At 44.2% G+C, this 15972-nt stretch carries 12 protein-coding genes; 3 read left to right on the forward strand and 9 right to left on the reverse strand.

Annotated elements, in window-relative coordinates; translation table 11 throughout:
• Positions 1-211 precede the first annotated feature (211 nt).
• Together ACO9K6_RS11345 and ACO9K6_RS11350 are read right to left on the reverse strand one after the other, a co-directional pair.
• Complete coding sequence (locus ACO9K6_RS11345) at positions 212-1225, reverse strand: ABC transporter substrate-binding protein (protein WP_424767681.1); 1014 nt, start codon at positions 1223-1225, stop codon at positions 212-214.
• A gap of 107 nt (positions 1226-1332) precedes the next feature.
• The gene (locus ACO9K6_RS11350; protein ID WP_424767682.1) at positions 1333-2073 is read right to left on the reverse strand and encodes a Bax inhibitor-1/YccA family protein; all 741 of its coding nucleotides are present in this window, start codon (positions 2071-2073) and stop codon (positions 1333-1335) included.
• A 303-nt stretch (positions 2074-2376) separates the two neighbouring features.
• Here ACO9K6_RS11350 and ACO9K6_RS11355 point away from each other — a divergent pair, with 303 nt between their 5' ends.
• The 3 genes from ACO9K6_RS11355 to ACO9K6_RS11365 all read left to right on the forward strand — a co-directional run bounded on the left by ACO9K6_RS11355 (position 2377) and on the right by ACO9K6_RS11365 (position 5038).
• Positions 2377-3438, forward strand: a complete 1062-nt coding sequence (locus tag ACO9K6_RS11355) for a phosphatidylglycerol lysyltransferase domain-containing protein (RefSeq protein ID WP_424767683.1) — start codon at positions 2377-2379, stop codon at positions 3436-3438.
• An 80-nt stretch (positions 3439-3518) separates the two neighbouring features.
• The gene (locus ACO9K6_RS11360) at positions 3519-4289 is read left to right on the forward strand and encodes a TerC family protein (RefSeq protein WP_424767684.1); all 771 of its coding nucleotides are present in this window, start codon (positions 3519-3521) and stop codon (positions 4287-4289) included.
• A 374-nt stretch (positions 4290-4663) separates the two neighbouring features.
• Positions 4664-5038 carry a hypothetical protein gene (locus ACO9K6_RS11365; protein WP_424767685.1) on the forward strand — a complete coding sequence of 125 codons (375 nt, stop codon included), beginning with the start codon at positions 4664-4666 and terminating at the stop codon, positions 5036-5038.
• Positions 5039-5116: 78 nt separating this feature from the next.
• Here ACO9K6_RS11365 and ACO9K6_RS11370 read toward each other — a convergent pair whose 3' ends face one another.
• The 7 genes from ACO9K6_RS11370 to ACO9K6_RS11400 all read right to left on the reverse strand — a co-directional run bounded on the left by ACO9K6_RS11370 (position 5117) and on the right by ACO9K6_RS11400 (position 15942).
• On the reverse strand, positions 5117-5473 hold the full coding sequence (locus ACO9K6_RS11370) for a nucleotide excision repair endonuclease (protein WP_424767686.1): 357 nt from the start codon (positions 5471-5473) through the stop codon (positions 5117-5119).
• Positions 5474-5611: 138 nt separating this feature from the next.
• On the reverse strand, positions 5612-7318 hold the full coding sequence (locus ACO9K6_RS11375) for an S-layer homology domain-containing protein (RefSeq protein ID WP_424767687.1): 1707 nt from the start codon (positions 7316-7318) through the stop codon (positions 5612-5614).
• 27 nt (positions 7319-7345) lie between these two features.
• Positions 7346-9772: a hemoblobin-interacting domain-containing protein gene (locus tag ACO9K6_RS11380; protein WP_424767688.1), complete on the reverse strand. Its 2427-nt coding sequence runs from the start codon at positions 9770-9772 to the stop codon at positions 7346-7348.
• Between the two features lie 26 nt (positions 9773-9798).
• Positions 9799-10185, reverse strand: coding sequence for a response regulator (locus tag ACO9K6_RS11385; protein ID WP_424767689.1), 387 nt, complete (start codon positions 10183-10185; stop codon positions 9799-9801).
• A 120-nt stretch (positions 10186-10305) separates the two neighbouring features.
• Positions 10306-11466 carry a response regulator gene (locus ACO9K6_RS11390; RefSeq protein ID WP_424767690.1) on the reverse strand — a complete coding sequence of 387 codons (1161 nt, stop codon included), beginning with the start codon at positions 11464-11466 and terminating at the stop codon, positions 10306-10308.
• The gene (locus ACO9K6_RS11395; RefSeq protein WP_424767691.1) at positions 11438-13270 is read right to left on the reverse strand and encodes a sensor histidine kinase; all 1833 of its coding nucleotides are present in this window, start codon (positions 13268-13270) and stop codon (positions 11438-11440) included. The genes ACO9K6_RS11390 and ACO9K6_RS11395 overlap by 29 nt, the downstream gene beginning before the upstream one ends.
• A gap of 113 nt (positions 13271-13383) precedes the next feature.
• Positions 13384-15942, reverse strand: coding sequence for a LuxR C-terminal-related transcriptional regulator (locus ACO9K6_RS11400; protein WP_424767692.1), 2559 nt, complete (start codon positions 15940-15942; stop codon positions 13384-13386).
• Positions 15943-15972 lie beyond the last annotated feature (30 nt).

Consider the following 15972-nt stretch of genomic DNA (forward strand, 5'->3'; position numbering starts at 1 on the left):
TTCAACAGTATTTTCGGGTCCGAACGATCAATAACGGTCTTATCATTATGGGCCTCAGCGTTAGCCAACAAATGATTGTAAGCGGCGACATTATCATTCTAGCGGTTGCTTTCGGCAAAAGGCCATCATCCTAGGCTAAACCATCTATTTGCCTTGATGACATTACCCTCTAACGAAGAAAACCGCAGGCATAACAGCCTCCGGTTTTCTTCTATTCTATCCAGGTCAAATTCATAATCGCTTTGATATCAAAAGGCTCATTAATCATTTTCAATTGATAATTCGCATTCGCAAGCTGCTGATAAAAGAGATAATCTTCCTCGGAAAACTCGGCTTCATAACGCTGCTTCAGTAATGCCTTGGCCATAACGTCCTGAGGCGTCCACGTTTTACTTTGCGCTTCAATTGCAGGAATATTAAAAAACTTCGCAAGAACTTCAGCCGCGTCTTTAGCGTTGTCATTCAGGTAAGAAATCGCTGCCTTATGCCCTATCATAAACTTCGCCACCAAATCGGGATGATCTGCAGTAAACGATTTATGGGCAAGCACCACTACGGCTGGCTCCGGAAGCTCAGATACAACCTTCAATTCACGCAATTCCGCTAAAGTAACGAATGGCTCACCGGATAGCGCCGCATCAACCGTTCCGCTTAGGATCGCTTGCTCCATGCTTGCCATTTCCATTTTCACCAATTGCACGGATGTTTCAATTAGCCCTTCGTCTGGCAGCAAGAAGCCCCTTATGAGAATATCCGATCCCGTTCCTTTGCCTATATAGCCTATTTTCTTTCCTTCCCAATCAAATGGCTCCGCGTCCGCTGGGTCTTGCTGTGCTAATAGTCCGAATTTCCCTTCACCAACCTTCGCGATGATCTCAATCTCAGCACCTCGTGAGGACCATCTCACAGCAACTGGAAGGCCTGAATAAGCAATATCCAGCCTGCCAGAGGTTAGTGCTTCATTGAGTTCAAGTCCATTTGCAAAAGAATAGAACTCCGCCTTTAATCCTTGCTCTTCCATCAGCTTTTGCTTCTCAGCTATGATCGCTGGCGCCATCGCTAAAATATTAATATATCCAATTCGAATGGTCTCTCTCGCTTGTTCAGCAGACAGCTCATTGGTTGAGTGTGCAGCTTGGTTCGTCCCGCAGCCTGACATTACAGCAACAGCGAAGATAAACAAAACAAGGAAACCGGCATATGCTTTCTTATTGAAGCTCAACATGACGACCTCTCCCTTGAATTAATCCAAATACTTCTCAATCCTATCGAGGTCAATAAAAAATTAGATGATCGGGCTTTGCTTATCGTCCGCAAAACGACCGCCTTTTCTTAGTTGCGACTCCGGAGCTTGGAGAGCAGCCGGAGTATCTCAATATACAGCCACACCAGCGTAACCATCAGACCAAAAGCGCCGTACCATTCCATATATTTCGGAGCGCCTCGCTGTGCGCCTGTTTCGATAAAATCGAAATCAAGTACGAGATTCAGTGCTGCGATGATAACGATAACGATTGAAATGCCGATACCGATCAAACTATTATCGTGTAAATAAGGAATAGTGATACCAAAGAATCCAAGAATAAAGCTAAGCAAGTAGACAAGCGCAATACCTGCCGTTGCAGCAAATACGCCAAGCTTGAAGTTTTCCGTTGCCCTGATCAGTCTAGTTTTGTAAGCAAGAAGCAAAGCAATGAACACACACATCGTTAGTGAAGCGGCCTGCAGCGTTATTCCGTTGTAAAGCGATTCGTAGCTCGCCGAGAGAGCACCTAGAAAGAGTCCCTCGCATATTCCGTATACTGGTACCAAGAAAGGAGCCGTCTTAGGCTTGAAGCTAACAACTAAAGCAAGAATAATACCAATGATTGCGCCGCCAATCGCAAGCGGAGCCACATTTTGGCCGCTATAGTACATGGACCAAGAAGCAAATGCGCTGCCCAGAAGCAAGGCCAGCGTAATGAATGCCTTATTCACAGTTCCTTCGATCGTCATCGCATCAAGGGAAGAATAATGCCCATTTCTCTCAAAAGTATTATCTTTCAATGTTGGATTACCGCTGCGTCCTACCAAGAACAGATCACCTCGTATGTCATAATATTTCGATTCTATCACAGGTCATGTTCTTTAACCATAAAATTCCTTTTAGATGAAGCTGTTCCTCAAAATAAGGCATATTAATACGAAAAGCCGACTGCCAAAAATTATAATCTAAATTCTGCCAATGCCATCTGTAATTCACAGTTTATAGTGATTACGTTCCAGTCGAAGTTGAAAAAATCTCTTGAATCTAATAAGGCGGCCGCCGATATATATAGGGTTAGAAAGAATTCGACAGTGACTTCAGGCTAGACACTGCTTACTTGGAGGATTACCATGATTGATCTCACTTCTGAAAAACGACTTCATGACCTGCTACAAAGCTGCGGCAATAATTCACACACTCACTTATACTACCTCGGGGATAAGGAATGGTTTTGGGACTCTGAACATGAAGCTTTAATCGTGTACCGTTCGGTAGGCAACAGAAGAATCGTGCTTGGCGACCCCATTGGAAAACCCGAGTCCATTAGCCGAGTCATTGAGCAGTTTATTGCGAACTGCCATGAAAATAAACAGTTACCGGTATTCTACCAGGCAAAATCTACGTTCCTGCCGCTGTATAAGCAATTGGGGCTGCACTTCGCCAAAATTGGAGAAGAAGCTCAAGTAGAATTGCCCAGCTTTCATTTGAATGGCAAACAATGGCTTAAGCTGCGCAACCGCATGAATAAATTTGGGCGCAGCGGCTTCACCTTTGAAGTCCTGCTCCCTCCATTTTCAGATTCTTTTCTGAATCGTCTTCAAGCCATATCGGATGAGTGGCTCAGTAATCGGAAAGAGAAAAGCTTCTCGGTAGGATCGTTTGCAGCCGAGTATGTGAGCCGATTTCCAGTAGCTGTATTGGTTGGTCCAGAAGGAAATTACGAGGCGTTTGTATCGATCGCGGGTGATCATCATCCATGCATCACAGCTCAGGAAGAAAATTCGATTACTCGACAAATAAACGTAGACTTAATGCGTTATACAAAAGTATGCCCGCATGGCACAATGGATGTTTTGTTTCTTTCCTTATTCCTGTGGGCCAAAGAGCATAACTATCACCTTTGCAGCTTAGGCATGGCTCCCTTAGCGAACGTTAGCGATCATCTCATCAGCAGATTGCTCTATAAGTATGGGAGCAAACTGTATAACTTTAAGGGGCTTTACGAATATAAGAATAAATTTGCGCCAAAATGGAAGGATGTTTACTTAGTCTATCAGCCTGCTGCTATTTCCGTTACCTTAGCGCTGCTGACATTGATTATCCATATGCCTGATGTTAAAAAACAATCCCCATACAAAATACCATTTAAACGTTTCTTTAGCAGAGGTTCTATGTTAAGAAAACGGGTTTAACGGATAGGCAAATGTATTTTTGTTTCCAATCATGGAATATTACATCATAAGGAATTTGCTACATGAAAGGAGATGGATGTATGGATGTAGGCTTATTGTTAGAGTATGGTTGGGTATTACTCGTCCTGATCGCACTGGAAGGCATTTTGGCAGCCGATAATGCGTTGGTCATATCCATTATGGTCAAGCACTTGCCGCCAAAGGAAAGGAAAAAAGCGCTCTTTTACGGTCTCGCGGGAGCCTTTATATTCCGGTTCGCATCATTATTCATTATTTCTTTTTTGGCGGATGTATGGTATGTGCAGGCGATCGGCGCAGCTTACCTGATTTATATATCCCTCAATCATATGATTAAGCGTTTATTCGTCAAACAAAAGGAACACAAGAAAAAGGCGGAGAAGAAACCGGAAAATTTCTGGGTAACCGTGTTGAAGGTGGAATTGGCCGACTTGGCATTCGCAGTAGATGCTATACTAGCCGCAGTGGCTTTGGCTGTCGCATTGCCGCCAACCAAATTGCCGCAGATCGGCGGACTTGATGGAGGACAATTCCTTGTCATTCTTGCAGGGGGAATATTCGGCCTGGTCATCATGCGCTTTGCCGCCTCCTACTTCGGCAACCTGCTTACGAAGAAGCCTGGACTTGAAACGGCCGCGTTCATGATTGTAGGCTGGGTAGGCGTGAAGCTGGCAGTCTATACGCTCTCTCATCCCGACATCGCCTTGTTGTCCGAATATTTCCCTAAGAGCGGGCTTTGGAAAACGATATTCTGGAGCGTCTTGATCGGTATCGCAGTCGGCGGATGGTTCCTCTCCAAGGAACAAAAACCATCCGAACCAGAAACCGTTTAACGACTATAGAGAAAATAATAATGTTACGCAGGAGGTCACAAGCGCCAAAGTCTAAGGCGAGGGCGGCCTCCTCTTCTGGAATGGCTATTTTCACCAGTGACAAAATCCTTCAGCTCGGCATCCGCAGGATCCAAAACCTTCTGATTCCACTCCCAAAGGTCGTCAGCATTCTCGAGATTAACTCTACTAGGATATGTATTTTTTGATCATTTGATAGAGACAGCTATCTTGTAAATGAAAAAAAGATTTTGAGAACGCCAGAAACCGACAACTACCTGTCGAAATCTCCGTTTATGTCATTGGAAACTTGTCTATGTCAAGAATACGAAACTCTCATACACTATATTATCTCTAGCAAAAAGGAGGTGATATAAATGGCAAACAGTGATGTCAGACTTGCGCTTTGGTCAGGGACTAACTTTAGTGGACGTCGGATTCTTCTTAGACGCGGTGGCGCAGCTATCCGGGACATGGGAGCATTCCGTTTTGACAATGAGCTGTCCAGTTTCCGCTTACGAAATGTCGTATCTAGCAACGAAGTGACACTGGTTCTCTTCAGTCTAATTCATTTCCGAGGAACTTTCCGCGTATTCCGCGGCAGCCAAGCCGTATCCAACCTATCGCAAAATATGTTCAACAATCTCACTTCCTCGCTCATCCTCGTAGGCCGCAATCTCACGGATTCCGAGATTAATCAAATCCGGGAGACTGGCACGCCTCCGCGCGACATTTTGGTCGTCCGGCAGTAACCGGTTTCTCTGCAACAAAAAAAGCAATAAGCGTAGTCCTGCTGGACTGTGCTTGTTGCTTTTTATTCATCCATTTATTTACCTGAAATACACTTTATCTACATTGTATTTAGCCTTTAGTTCATTAATAATATACGTTTCATAGATTTCTCTATGGACAGCGTCTTCGATTATACATACATCAATTTTAGTGACTTCGTCTCTGTTCATTTTGATGACGGATACCGTATCCTCAAAATGTTTTTTTACTCTTGGTCTTAGCTTCCTTGCTTTTCCGACAAACAATAGTTCCTCTTTGTCGTTGTAAAACATAAAAATCCCACCCTTATCTCTAGGAATCAGGTGAAAATCAGTAAACCCGTAAATATGGCTTAGCTTAGGAGCCATTTGTTTGGTAATCGAAACGTCTGGTGTTGGAATGGTTATGTTTATCACTAAAGCTCACGTCCTCCATCTATATTGGTGTAAATACTATCACAAATCGCAATGTAAAACCATGCCCAACAATGATCGTCCGCAAAAAAAAAACGAAAAAAGCTGATACCGATTGAATATCGGCATCAGCTTTTTTCTTTAATTTATAAAGTCCGAATATTGCAGCAAACGCTTAAGCATTACTACCGCTTGGGCACGGCTTGCATTCGCGGAAGGAACAAAAGTCGCATCCGTCATGCCGGTAATAATGTTTGCTTCAACGGCTTGTGCCACCGCTGCTTGCGCCCAGCTGCTGATCGATGCCTGGTCATTAAATTTGCTCAAGGCATCGCTGGCAGAAGCATCTGCTGTCTTGCCTGCTGCCCGAATGGCATTGGAGACCATAACCGCCATTTGCTCGCGGGTAATCGGAGCATTTGGCTTAAAGCTGTTATCATTAAATCCTGCAACCAGCTTCGCCTCAACAGCAGCCCCAACCGCGCCCGCAAACCAATCGCTTGATCTTACGTCTTGGAAGGCAGCAGCAGACGCATTCGCCTTTAAGCCTAATGAACGAACGAGCAAAGCGGCAAACTCCGCTCGCGTAATGTTATTATTCGGAGCAAAGCTAGTATCCGACACTCCATTAACGACCAGCTTCGATGCGAGAAGCTCGATGTCTTCCTTTGCCCAGTGCATATTTACATCAGAGAACGTTTTCGTTGAGGAAAGTAAGGTATAGATACTATTTCCGTTCCGCTTGAATGTAATTGTATAAGTGCCGTCAGCTTGTTCTGCAAATACGGCTGGAACGAATGAAAATTCACCCGTATCCGGTTCATAGAGAACGACAGTCGCCGTATCTGCACCAGTCGGAATCGCGCGTACAATCGATCTTTCTACGTAAGTAGTCCCAAAGTTGTTGATCTCGACTGTTTGTCCATTTCCTGCCGCATATAGAGAATATTCAATTGCGCTGCCCACCTGGGAGGCTGCCATCTGCTGTGCACTCGCATTGATGCTGGCATTGATGGCTGTTTCGGCATTAGCAATCTTAATCTGAATCTTTAATCCCGCAATCGTTGTGCCGAGGCTTTGTGCAAGTGCGGCATAATCCATAATGCGGATTGGCATCGAATACTCGCCGTCATTCGTCTGGAACGAGATCACGGTATTTGGCGCGTTTGCCGCAGCGGCCGCCAATACCGAAGAAGATACATTGAAGACAACCGATTCTCCTGCTGGATTATTGAAAGCTATCGCAACGATTGGAGCGTCCCCCTGGTTATCTTGACCTGCTGCTGTTGACAATGCGGCAGCAAGCGCTGCGTCGTCTTGCGTCACGGCATTTGTTACATGACCATTCGCAGCCGTATTCTTTTGCACCACATTATTTCTTGCATCGACCTGTACCACAACCGCCCTCGTATTCGGCGGAGTTACCAAATTGCCTGACGACAGTTCTTCTCCTGGTCCAGTTATGACGGAACCAATAGGAGGCCCAGGCGGTGTCACAACAGGGGATGCCGTTACGACTAAATCTTGTGAAGCCACTTGATTGCCTTGCCCGGCAATGATCTTGTAGGTCCCTGCCGGCTCAGAGCCCCGCAAAGTAAACGAGCTTGTGAATTGACCTTCGCTTACCTTCGTAATGTCATAAAACACCGTGCCGGCATTACCAGGACGAAGCACTTGTATAATCACTTCGTTCAGTGTAGATGTACCCGATATGGTGACTGAACCGCCTTGCTCGATTGAGGCCACATCATTCAACGAGACCGCTGAAGTAGCTGCAAATGCGCTTAGGGGTACGAGCGACAAACAAAGCGCTAGAATTAACATTACACTTATGTTGCGTAATTTCACTTTGACATTCCTCACTTTCTTTTGGCTTTACCACCAGTCATTGTACAGTTCTTCAGCTCGTACTCGTATTATATCTAATTCCGATTGTGTTACTTGTGTAGCCAAATTAACGCCAATACTTGTGGAATCGGCATTAAACTTCGTCACGATAAACGCTCTCACCGTGTAATTAGGATTCGTTGCGGCGTCCGCTACATTGAAGTTTGCGGAATACGTTCCTGTACCCACTTTTAAATTCGCAGTTACAATACTTACTGGTGTTGTTCCATCCATTAATTGAAATACAACCGATTGAGTTCCTTCAGCAAAAGCATAGCCATCGTCATAGAAATCCATATCTACTACATCGATCGTTGCTGTAATTCCGTTTTCTGTTGTGATCCTAGGTGCCGTCATATAGAAAACTTCGCCTGACGAGAATACATTCCCTTCCATATATTTACTGCTATAACCTGCTGCATTAATATAAATGGAATACCATCTGTCTTTCAAAAAAGTTCCCGGGTTAATCGTAAGCTTGCCTGCGGTTAGTGTATACTCTGAACTATCCAATCTCCTAGGAATCTGATTCCAATTATAGTCATATTCGTATACCGTGATATCCCTTACGTTATTTCTCCATTCCTCATTATCTTCGAATACAAATTCACTTGGTGCATCACTTAAGAAATACCCCGAGAGATTAGGAGTGTTATATGCAATGATTTCATCAATCGCTGGGTTCGTGATATTGCCGTAATATGTTAAAGTACCAGCTTCAATCTTAACCCTTACCGTGCCAGTCTTTTTGGGTTCATGGAATAACACTATCAGTTTATCCTCAAAGATCGTCACAATATCCTGCTCGCCTAAAGCGGGATATGTTTTTCCTTGATCCGTGGAAATCTCGATCTTCTCTTTTATTCCTTCGACATTCGTATTATCTGCAAAATCTCTGTCAAAATCGAGAATCAACAAACGGCCATTGTTGGAAAAATAACCGTAATCAAAATCTATTTCTTGATCGGGATAACTCCAATAATACCAATAATAAATCTCATCGCTATAAACATTACCTGCTGTATCTTTAATGCTATTTCCTTGAATGGAAATACCAACGGGGCTACTAAATGAAGTTGGAAACTGAATAATTAGGGTGTTTTCGAGAAACTCAATCGACGCTTCTTCCGGAAGATTTCTCAATCCATCCTGAGATTGATCATCTACAAAATACCTTATTGCAGCTCTCAAGTCCGCTTCTTGTGCCTTATTACTCAGCACCTTTTCATCAAATACCACTACGATGGCTTGATTATCTTTTGACATAACAACGTCTACTAGCTCAGGAGCTATGGAATCCCCCGCACTACCATTGATGATTGGAGTTGTCATCCTATCTCCAGCTACATTTCCGTAACTATCCTTGAGTGTACTTCCAGATATAACAATCTGATTCTTATCGCCTGTGAGGGCCTTTTCATACTCAATGACCAGCTTACCGGATTCAATTGAAACTTCGTAATTTTCTGTAATTCCTTCTCTTCTGCTTCCAATACCATTTCTATACAGCGAAATTGCATCATTCAAATTGGATCTATGACTAGAAACTTCTTCATTAAAGGTGATTGTTACCGTTTTGTAGTCACTGCTAATTTCTGCGCTTTGGATAACCGGAGGGGATACATGCAGAATCATCTCCTCATTAAGGTTACCCGCCTCATCCTTCAAAGTGCCGCTCGCGATCTTAATAAGTGTGTTTGCACCCAATATGAGCTGCATATCATTATCATTATTGAATATTCTAAATTCATTCCCATTATGATAAAAGTCACTTTGCATCAACGGTTGAAAATTCAATCCATCGTACGAAATACTGAATTGACTTCTCAAAAAATCATTTCTATTTACTTGATCGCCGTTATTGATTATGATGCTTTCATCGAAGTACAAATAGACATATTGTCCAGAACTAGTAGTGTAGGATCCCGTATAGGCAGGAGGAGCAACGTCAATCCCGAGATCGACTTGATCATAAGGAACTCTATCGCTGTCCACTAATGCGCCCGCAGCGATTCGGATTGCGTTATCATTCCCCGTCAGCGCATTTTCAAAGGTCACGACTAACGTAGAAGTCGTCAACTCTGTATCTGTATCTGTATCTGTATTAGAAGAAAGTTCTACCATATCATTTTCACCAAGTGCTGAATAAGTATCGGTACCTGATTTTTTTACGGTAATTGCAGTCTTCAATGCCTCTTCAGTGCCAGAATGCGCTGCATATACACTTGATGTAACCGTAACAGTCTTCTTGTCTTCACTTACGACCGGCGATGCAATGATCAGCGGGTTTGCAGGCAGAGCATGCGCAGCTGATGCAGGTGCAGAATACGAGAATGACGTAAATAACATCAATCCCAGTAATAAACTAATGAAAATCTTTTTGCTTACAACCTTCTTTGTACTTGTTGAATACATAGTTTTTCCTTCACTCCTCTTAATCGTTATTTTGTTACATTTCCGAGCAGCCTCAACAAACTTCCCTTCTCGAAGGGTTTGATGAGATAACCTCTTGCGCCGACCTCGAAGGCCTCTCTGGCGTATTGACCGCTTCGCGCTGCAACGATTACATGAACCCTGGGAAGGCATTCCTGCAATCTGCCGGTGAAGGACAATCCGTTCATCTCTGGCAGCTCCACGGCGGTAATCAAGACGTCCGGCGCATTCCGCATCATCATCATCAACGCTTCTTGAGGCTTTGCAAAGCTCCCTCCCCATTCCACGAATGAAATAGAGTCCGCGATTTGTCGGATGCCTTCCAGATCCGAGATATTATCATCAACAACGATCAGCTTGAGCACCCAGACGGATTCACCTCCCTTAATCAACACGTGCTTGTCTGCAATATCAAGTCTACTTTTCGCCAATGATAGAATAATGAAAGATTTTCGATCAAAAACGACAAAACCCGCGCAGCGACAAGGCTTCACGGGTTTTCTTAAAGCAATAATTTATTTTACCGCAGCTCCCTCGAGACTGGATCGTAAACGGGAATACAAAACAATCACTTCCTGCGATGGGCCGATTCCCAGCTCTTGACGCAGCAATCTCACATATTGATTGTACTGCCTGGTCAAGGAGCCCCTGTCCTTCTGAGCGGAATAAGCAACCAGGAGCATTCTGACAGTCTCTTCGTCCAATGCATTGCGAGCCAGCAGTTTAAGAAGGAGTCTTACCGCAACCGCAACGGAATCTCCTTCTTGATGCTTCAGCAAAGCCGACGCTATTTTCTTGACAAAAACAGCATACATCCTTGATAATCGCTCCATATCGTTCAAAGCCCATAGGAAGCTCTTCTCACCAAATAGTTCACCAGTAAAAAGTTCTTCAACCGCGATGGCCTCCTCCAGATTAGAACCATCAATCAAGGCAAAGCGTTTCAGCTTGTCTTCAAATTCGACAATGTCGATGTAAGCATTCGAAATGTCCATGCCATAGCTGTCATTGCTCGATTTCACCAGCGATTTAAGACCGTGCGGCTCAAGGGATTTCCGCAATTGATAAACCGTCGTATTTAGGTATGTTTCCGCATTTTTGGACGGCATTCCGGCAAAAACGTCTTCTGTAAGCCTTGCTCTTGATACCATCCTTCCGCGATGAAGCAATAAATATCCGAATAACTCCGCGCTCTTTCGGGTCATCCACTTTACGCTGTCTCCTTGCCCGCTGCGAACCTCTAGCCCCCCTAAGCAGTAAATCGATGCCCGATTCGAATGTTCAACCTCCTGTGCAGCTTCCGAGAACTGATGGAGAGCTGCCGCCCTTCTTACCGTCTTCTCCAGCCGTTCCAAGGAAACAGGCTTGACGATATAATCCAATGCAAACAGATCGAAGGCATCCATGGCATATTCTTTATGCGAGGTCACAAACACGATATGGAGATTTCGACCCGTCTCCGACATCCTCTTGGCAAACCGCAATCCGCCCTCCTGAGGCATACTAATATCTACAAAAGCCATGTGCACAGCATGATCGTTTAAAAACAAAGAGGCGGAATCCGTATCCTGAAACGAACCGACGATTTCAACATTTGGAAATTTGGCAAGCAATCTTCTCATAATCAAATGCATCGCTTTTTCATCGTCAATGATGATGACCTTCATGACCTTCATGTCCGCCCGCCCTCCCGTCTATTGATTTTCCCGTGTCCCTTTCCGCTTTCTTTGCCGGAAGGGAGAAGTAAAACGTACTGCCATGGCCCAGAATACTATCCAACCAGATCGTGCCGCCATGAATTTGAACAAACTCGCTGGCTAAGAAGAGACCTAATCCGGTCCCCTTCTCCCCTTCTGTGCCTGGAGCAGGAGCCTCCTGCGCTTCATGAAACAACGACTTCACGATGTCCGGGTGGATGCCGACACCGGTATCCTGGACAGAGACAATCACATGATCCTTGTCCGCTCTTGCTTCAATCCGGATAGACCCGCCGATTCCCGTAAACTTAATGGCATTGGAAAACAGATTTCTTAGTACCATGTCCAGTATTTCTTTGTCGGCAAAGATCTGAATCTCATCATCAATCTCGCAGGTCATTCGAATTTCTTTGATTTCACTGCGAATTCTCGCAGAATGGATTGCCTGCTGTACAATCGGCGCCAAGTTCCATACCAGCGGACTGAATGTGATCATTCCTCGTTGGCTCCGTAACCAATCCAGCAAATTTTCAACTACCGTATATGTATTTCTTACCTGTCCGCTTACTTCTTGAAAAATTTCAATATTCCCGCTTCCAGCCGCCTGCAGCTCCTCTTCCAGCAATTCCGTTAAATTAATAAGAATGGCCAGGGGATCACGGATATCATGAGCAACCACCGTAAATAGTTTATCCTTAAACGCAAGTAATTCCCCCAATTGTTTGACATTGGACAGGAGCCTCTCCTGGTAATCGATCGTTTGCGTAATATCATTGATAATGAGCATTTTCCCCAAGGAGACTTGAGCTTTATCGGTAATCATTGACACCTTCAATTGGTAGTATCGAATCTCTTCCTTCCTTCGAATCGCTACCTCGCTTTCGCTATTTTCCATAACCATGATCTTCGATAATAGCTCCGGCTCATTAGAAAATACATGACGAGCCGAGCTAGCGTTGTCTTTCACATGCTGCAGCGCCTCAAACATCGCTTTGGCAGACTGATTGGAATGGATAATATTGTTGTCGTAATCAAGGAAGATGACCCCATCCTGCATCATTTCAAACATTTTTTGCATAGCAACGGGAGCCAACCGAAGAAGGTTGAACCGATAGATCCCCCAAATGTAAAAAATACCAGTCAAGGTGAAGCCTATCGGCGTCAAATCCACATATAAACCAAAGGCTCCGAATAGGTAGACCACGTTGAATAACCACGGCGCAGCAGCCCCGAGCATCATAGCCATAATCTGCTTACGGACAATAGGCATTGCTTTTAAATACATCGCCGCGAATAAGAAAATACCCACTGCCGCCTGAATGTAATTATAGGAAATATGTACCCAGTACCAAGGACCCTTGAGCGTTTTCGCTCCTAATATGATGGAATTGTAATCCATTTGCAGATCCCGGTAATAGAAGTGGTGCAGATCGTTTGTGAAGTGGAATAGGAGCGTAAGCACCGGTGCAAGAAAAAGCAGCTGCATGACCCATCGTTTCAGGACCGCTTGATGTCCTGTAAAATGAATGACTAGAATCAGCCAAAATGTAGAAATAAAGGGGATTCCGATATATTCAACGCGCAACCAGAATTTAATACGATCCAAATCCGCACTTATGATTTCAAACGCATAGCCGAATGAATAGAAAGAGGCGGCCAGCATCATATAAGCGCTGTACTTGGCTATGGGAAGGTTGCGTTTTCGAAATGAAAGATAGGAAATGAACAGCATGAGACAGGTTGAAACAAGCAATAAAGCTACTAAATACTTATCGAGACTCATAGTCTATGCTCCTGAAAAAAAATTGAATTCCGACTGCATTATATAACTATAGACCTATTTTTTCGACAAAAAAATCCCCCATTCGGGGGAGAAATAGCGAGAAGGGGTACCCCCTATGTCAAAATTCGCAGTTTCTTTGCACGCTGCATCGCTTGCACTCGATTGTTAACATGAAGCTTTCTATACAAATTTTTAATATGTGATTTTACGGTTTCACCCGTGATATGCAGTTGATGTGCGATTTCCTTGTTCGACATTCCCTTGTGGATCAGCAGTAAGACTTTCATTTCCTGCTCTGTCAGCATGGCTTTCAGAGACTTATCCTCTGTTGGCGTAACTTTCAAAGCATGAAGCAGCTGCTCTACATAAGCAAAGGAAACCAAAGGAGCATTTCTTGAATAACTGCCTTTCTGTACCTCCAAATATGCGGACAGCAGTTCCGCCATTGTATGTCCTTCATCAATAAAACTGCGGATATACCCTTCTGGTTCTCCCAAATGTAAAGCCGTCTCTAACTGAACCAGCGCCTCCTCCAATCGACCCAACCGATGAAGCGTCATGCTTTGCAAAATTAATACCTTAATACGATCCCGCAAACGATCTTCTTTGCATAATAAATGATAAAGCCGATCCAGTAGGTACAGCGCATCCTCCATCCGTTCGCAAGCTAAGAGCACTCTTGCCAAAATAAGGTGCTCTGCCATATGACCTAGTGAAACCTCATCGGTATGCGCCAGTCCACACGTTTCCAGCCAATCAAGAGCATCACGCGATGAGCCTTGCTGCAGAGATAAATAGGCTTGTTGCGCTTCAATTTTCAACTTAAACAGGTTATTATCGGGGGAGTTCATCTGCCATTTCAACTGCACCAGCAATTCTGAAGCTCTATGCGGATTTCCTATGGCTTGTTGAATCCGTGAAGCGCTTATGGCAATACGCATCAAAATCCGCGCAAATGGCTGTACATCCGTACGTACGAGTGCCTGACTCACATAAAACTCTGCCTCATCCAACCGATTCCACTCGTACATCAATTGGCTGTAAGAAGCATACAAATAACCGCTAAAAGGGTATTCCTTTTTGTTATCCCAAGTTTTAATCCATTTCAAAAGGAATTCGTCCGCCGCATCAAGATCATTGATATACGATAAATGATCATCGAACACATCGTAGCCTTGATACCGATTACGTCCCATCGTTTGAAAAAAGCTGCCTTCCGGCATATAGTGTTCAACCAACTCAAAGTATTCTGACATTTTCTTTAAGTCTTTTTGGAGATAAGATTTAACCGCACAAAAAAAATAAATATTACCCATTACCCGGTTCCATTCCGCATCTCCTAGTTTGTCATGCAACGTTTGAAACCGAATTTTGGCTTGCTCAATTCGTGTAAAAGCAGCCTCCCATTTCCCTACACCCAGCATTACAGCGAAATTAAACATTTCGACCATAGGCTTCTCTTCAAAGGATACTTCTGGTAAAACAGATACCCATTTATTCAACACAACACTCTTCGATTGCATCAAATGCAAGAGGTTTTTCTCGATCAACCGAACGGCATCTGCATACTGCTTCCCCTCTATATAATGCTGCACCGCATCTTCCTCGAATCCGTTATTCTCCAACCAATGCGCGGCATTCATATGTGCCTGCACCCACTTTTCCGAATCTGTTCTAAACAATAGTTGTTGTAAGAAATCAGAAAGTAAGTGATGATACCGGTACCAATTCCTTTGATCGTCTAAAGGGATAATAAACAAATTCAGCTGTTCTAGCCGTTCTAATTGTTCTTGACTGTTTCCTTTGCCCGTTACAGCCTCGCACAAGGAGCGGTTCATGCGGCTAAGAATGGACGTTTCCAATAAAAAAGCGCGCATTTGCTCAGATTGATGATGAAGCACCTCTTCTAACAAATAATCCGATATATTATGCTGGTGACCGCTGAATTGATGAATGGACTCGACTATATTATTACTGCGCTTTAGAGAAATCGCTGCCAGCTGCATTCCGCTGATCCAACCCTCTGTTTGATGAAGCAGCTGGGTCACTTGCTCCTTCGTTAGCCATAAATCTGTAGAATTCCGAAAAAAGATAAGCCCCTCATCCAGTTGAAACTGCAAATCTTGCACGATGATTCTATGTAACTCCCCTTTTGCTAGAAGGCGAGCGGTAGGCAGGGTTAAACTGGTTCGACTGGCAATATAAAGATGAATATGGGGAGGTAAATGCTCAAGCAGATACGCCAATGAACGGTGGATATCAGAGAGCTCAATGAAGTGATAATCGTCGAAAATAATGACCAGCTCGCTGGTTATGCCATTCAGTTCATTAAGCAATGCTTTAATCGCTGGCTCCAAGAACACCGAAGGCCCCTTCTTAAGAAGAGACCAGACCGATTCTCCAAAATGGGGAACCCGCTCCTGGATGGAAGCTGTTACATAGCTCCAAAACTGAACCCAATCATTGTCCTGCTTGTCCACCGATACCCACGCAACAAGCGCACCGCATTGCTTCACCCATTCGCTTAACGCCGTAGTCTTCCCATAACCAGCCTGCGCAGAAATAAGCGTCAACTTGGCTTTCATCCCCTCATTAAGCTTCGCAATCAGGCCTGGGCGTGATACCAAGGAGACTCGAGCTTGGGGAATATGAAGTTTCGTACTTAGTATCATGGCAGAGCCTCCGTTTTCTCACATGATGCA

The sequence above is a fragment of the Paenibacillus praedii genome (assembly GCF_049725345.1).
Classification (GTDB): domain Bacteria; phylum Bacillota; class Bacilli; order Paenibacillales; family Paenibacillaceae; genus Pristimantibacillus.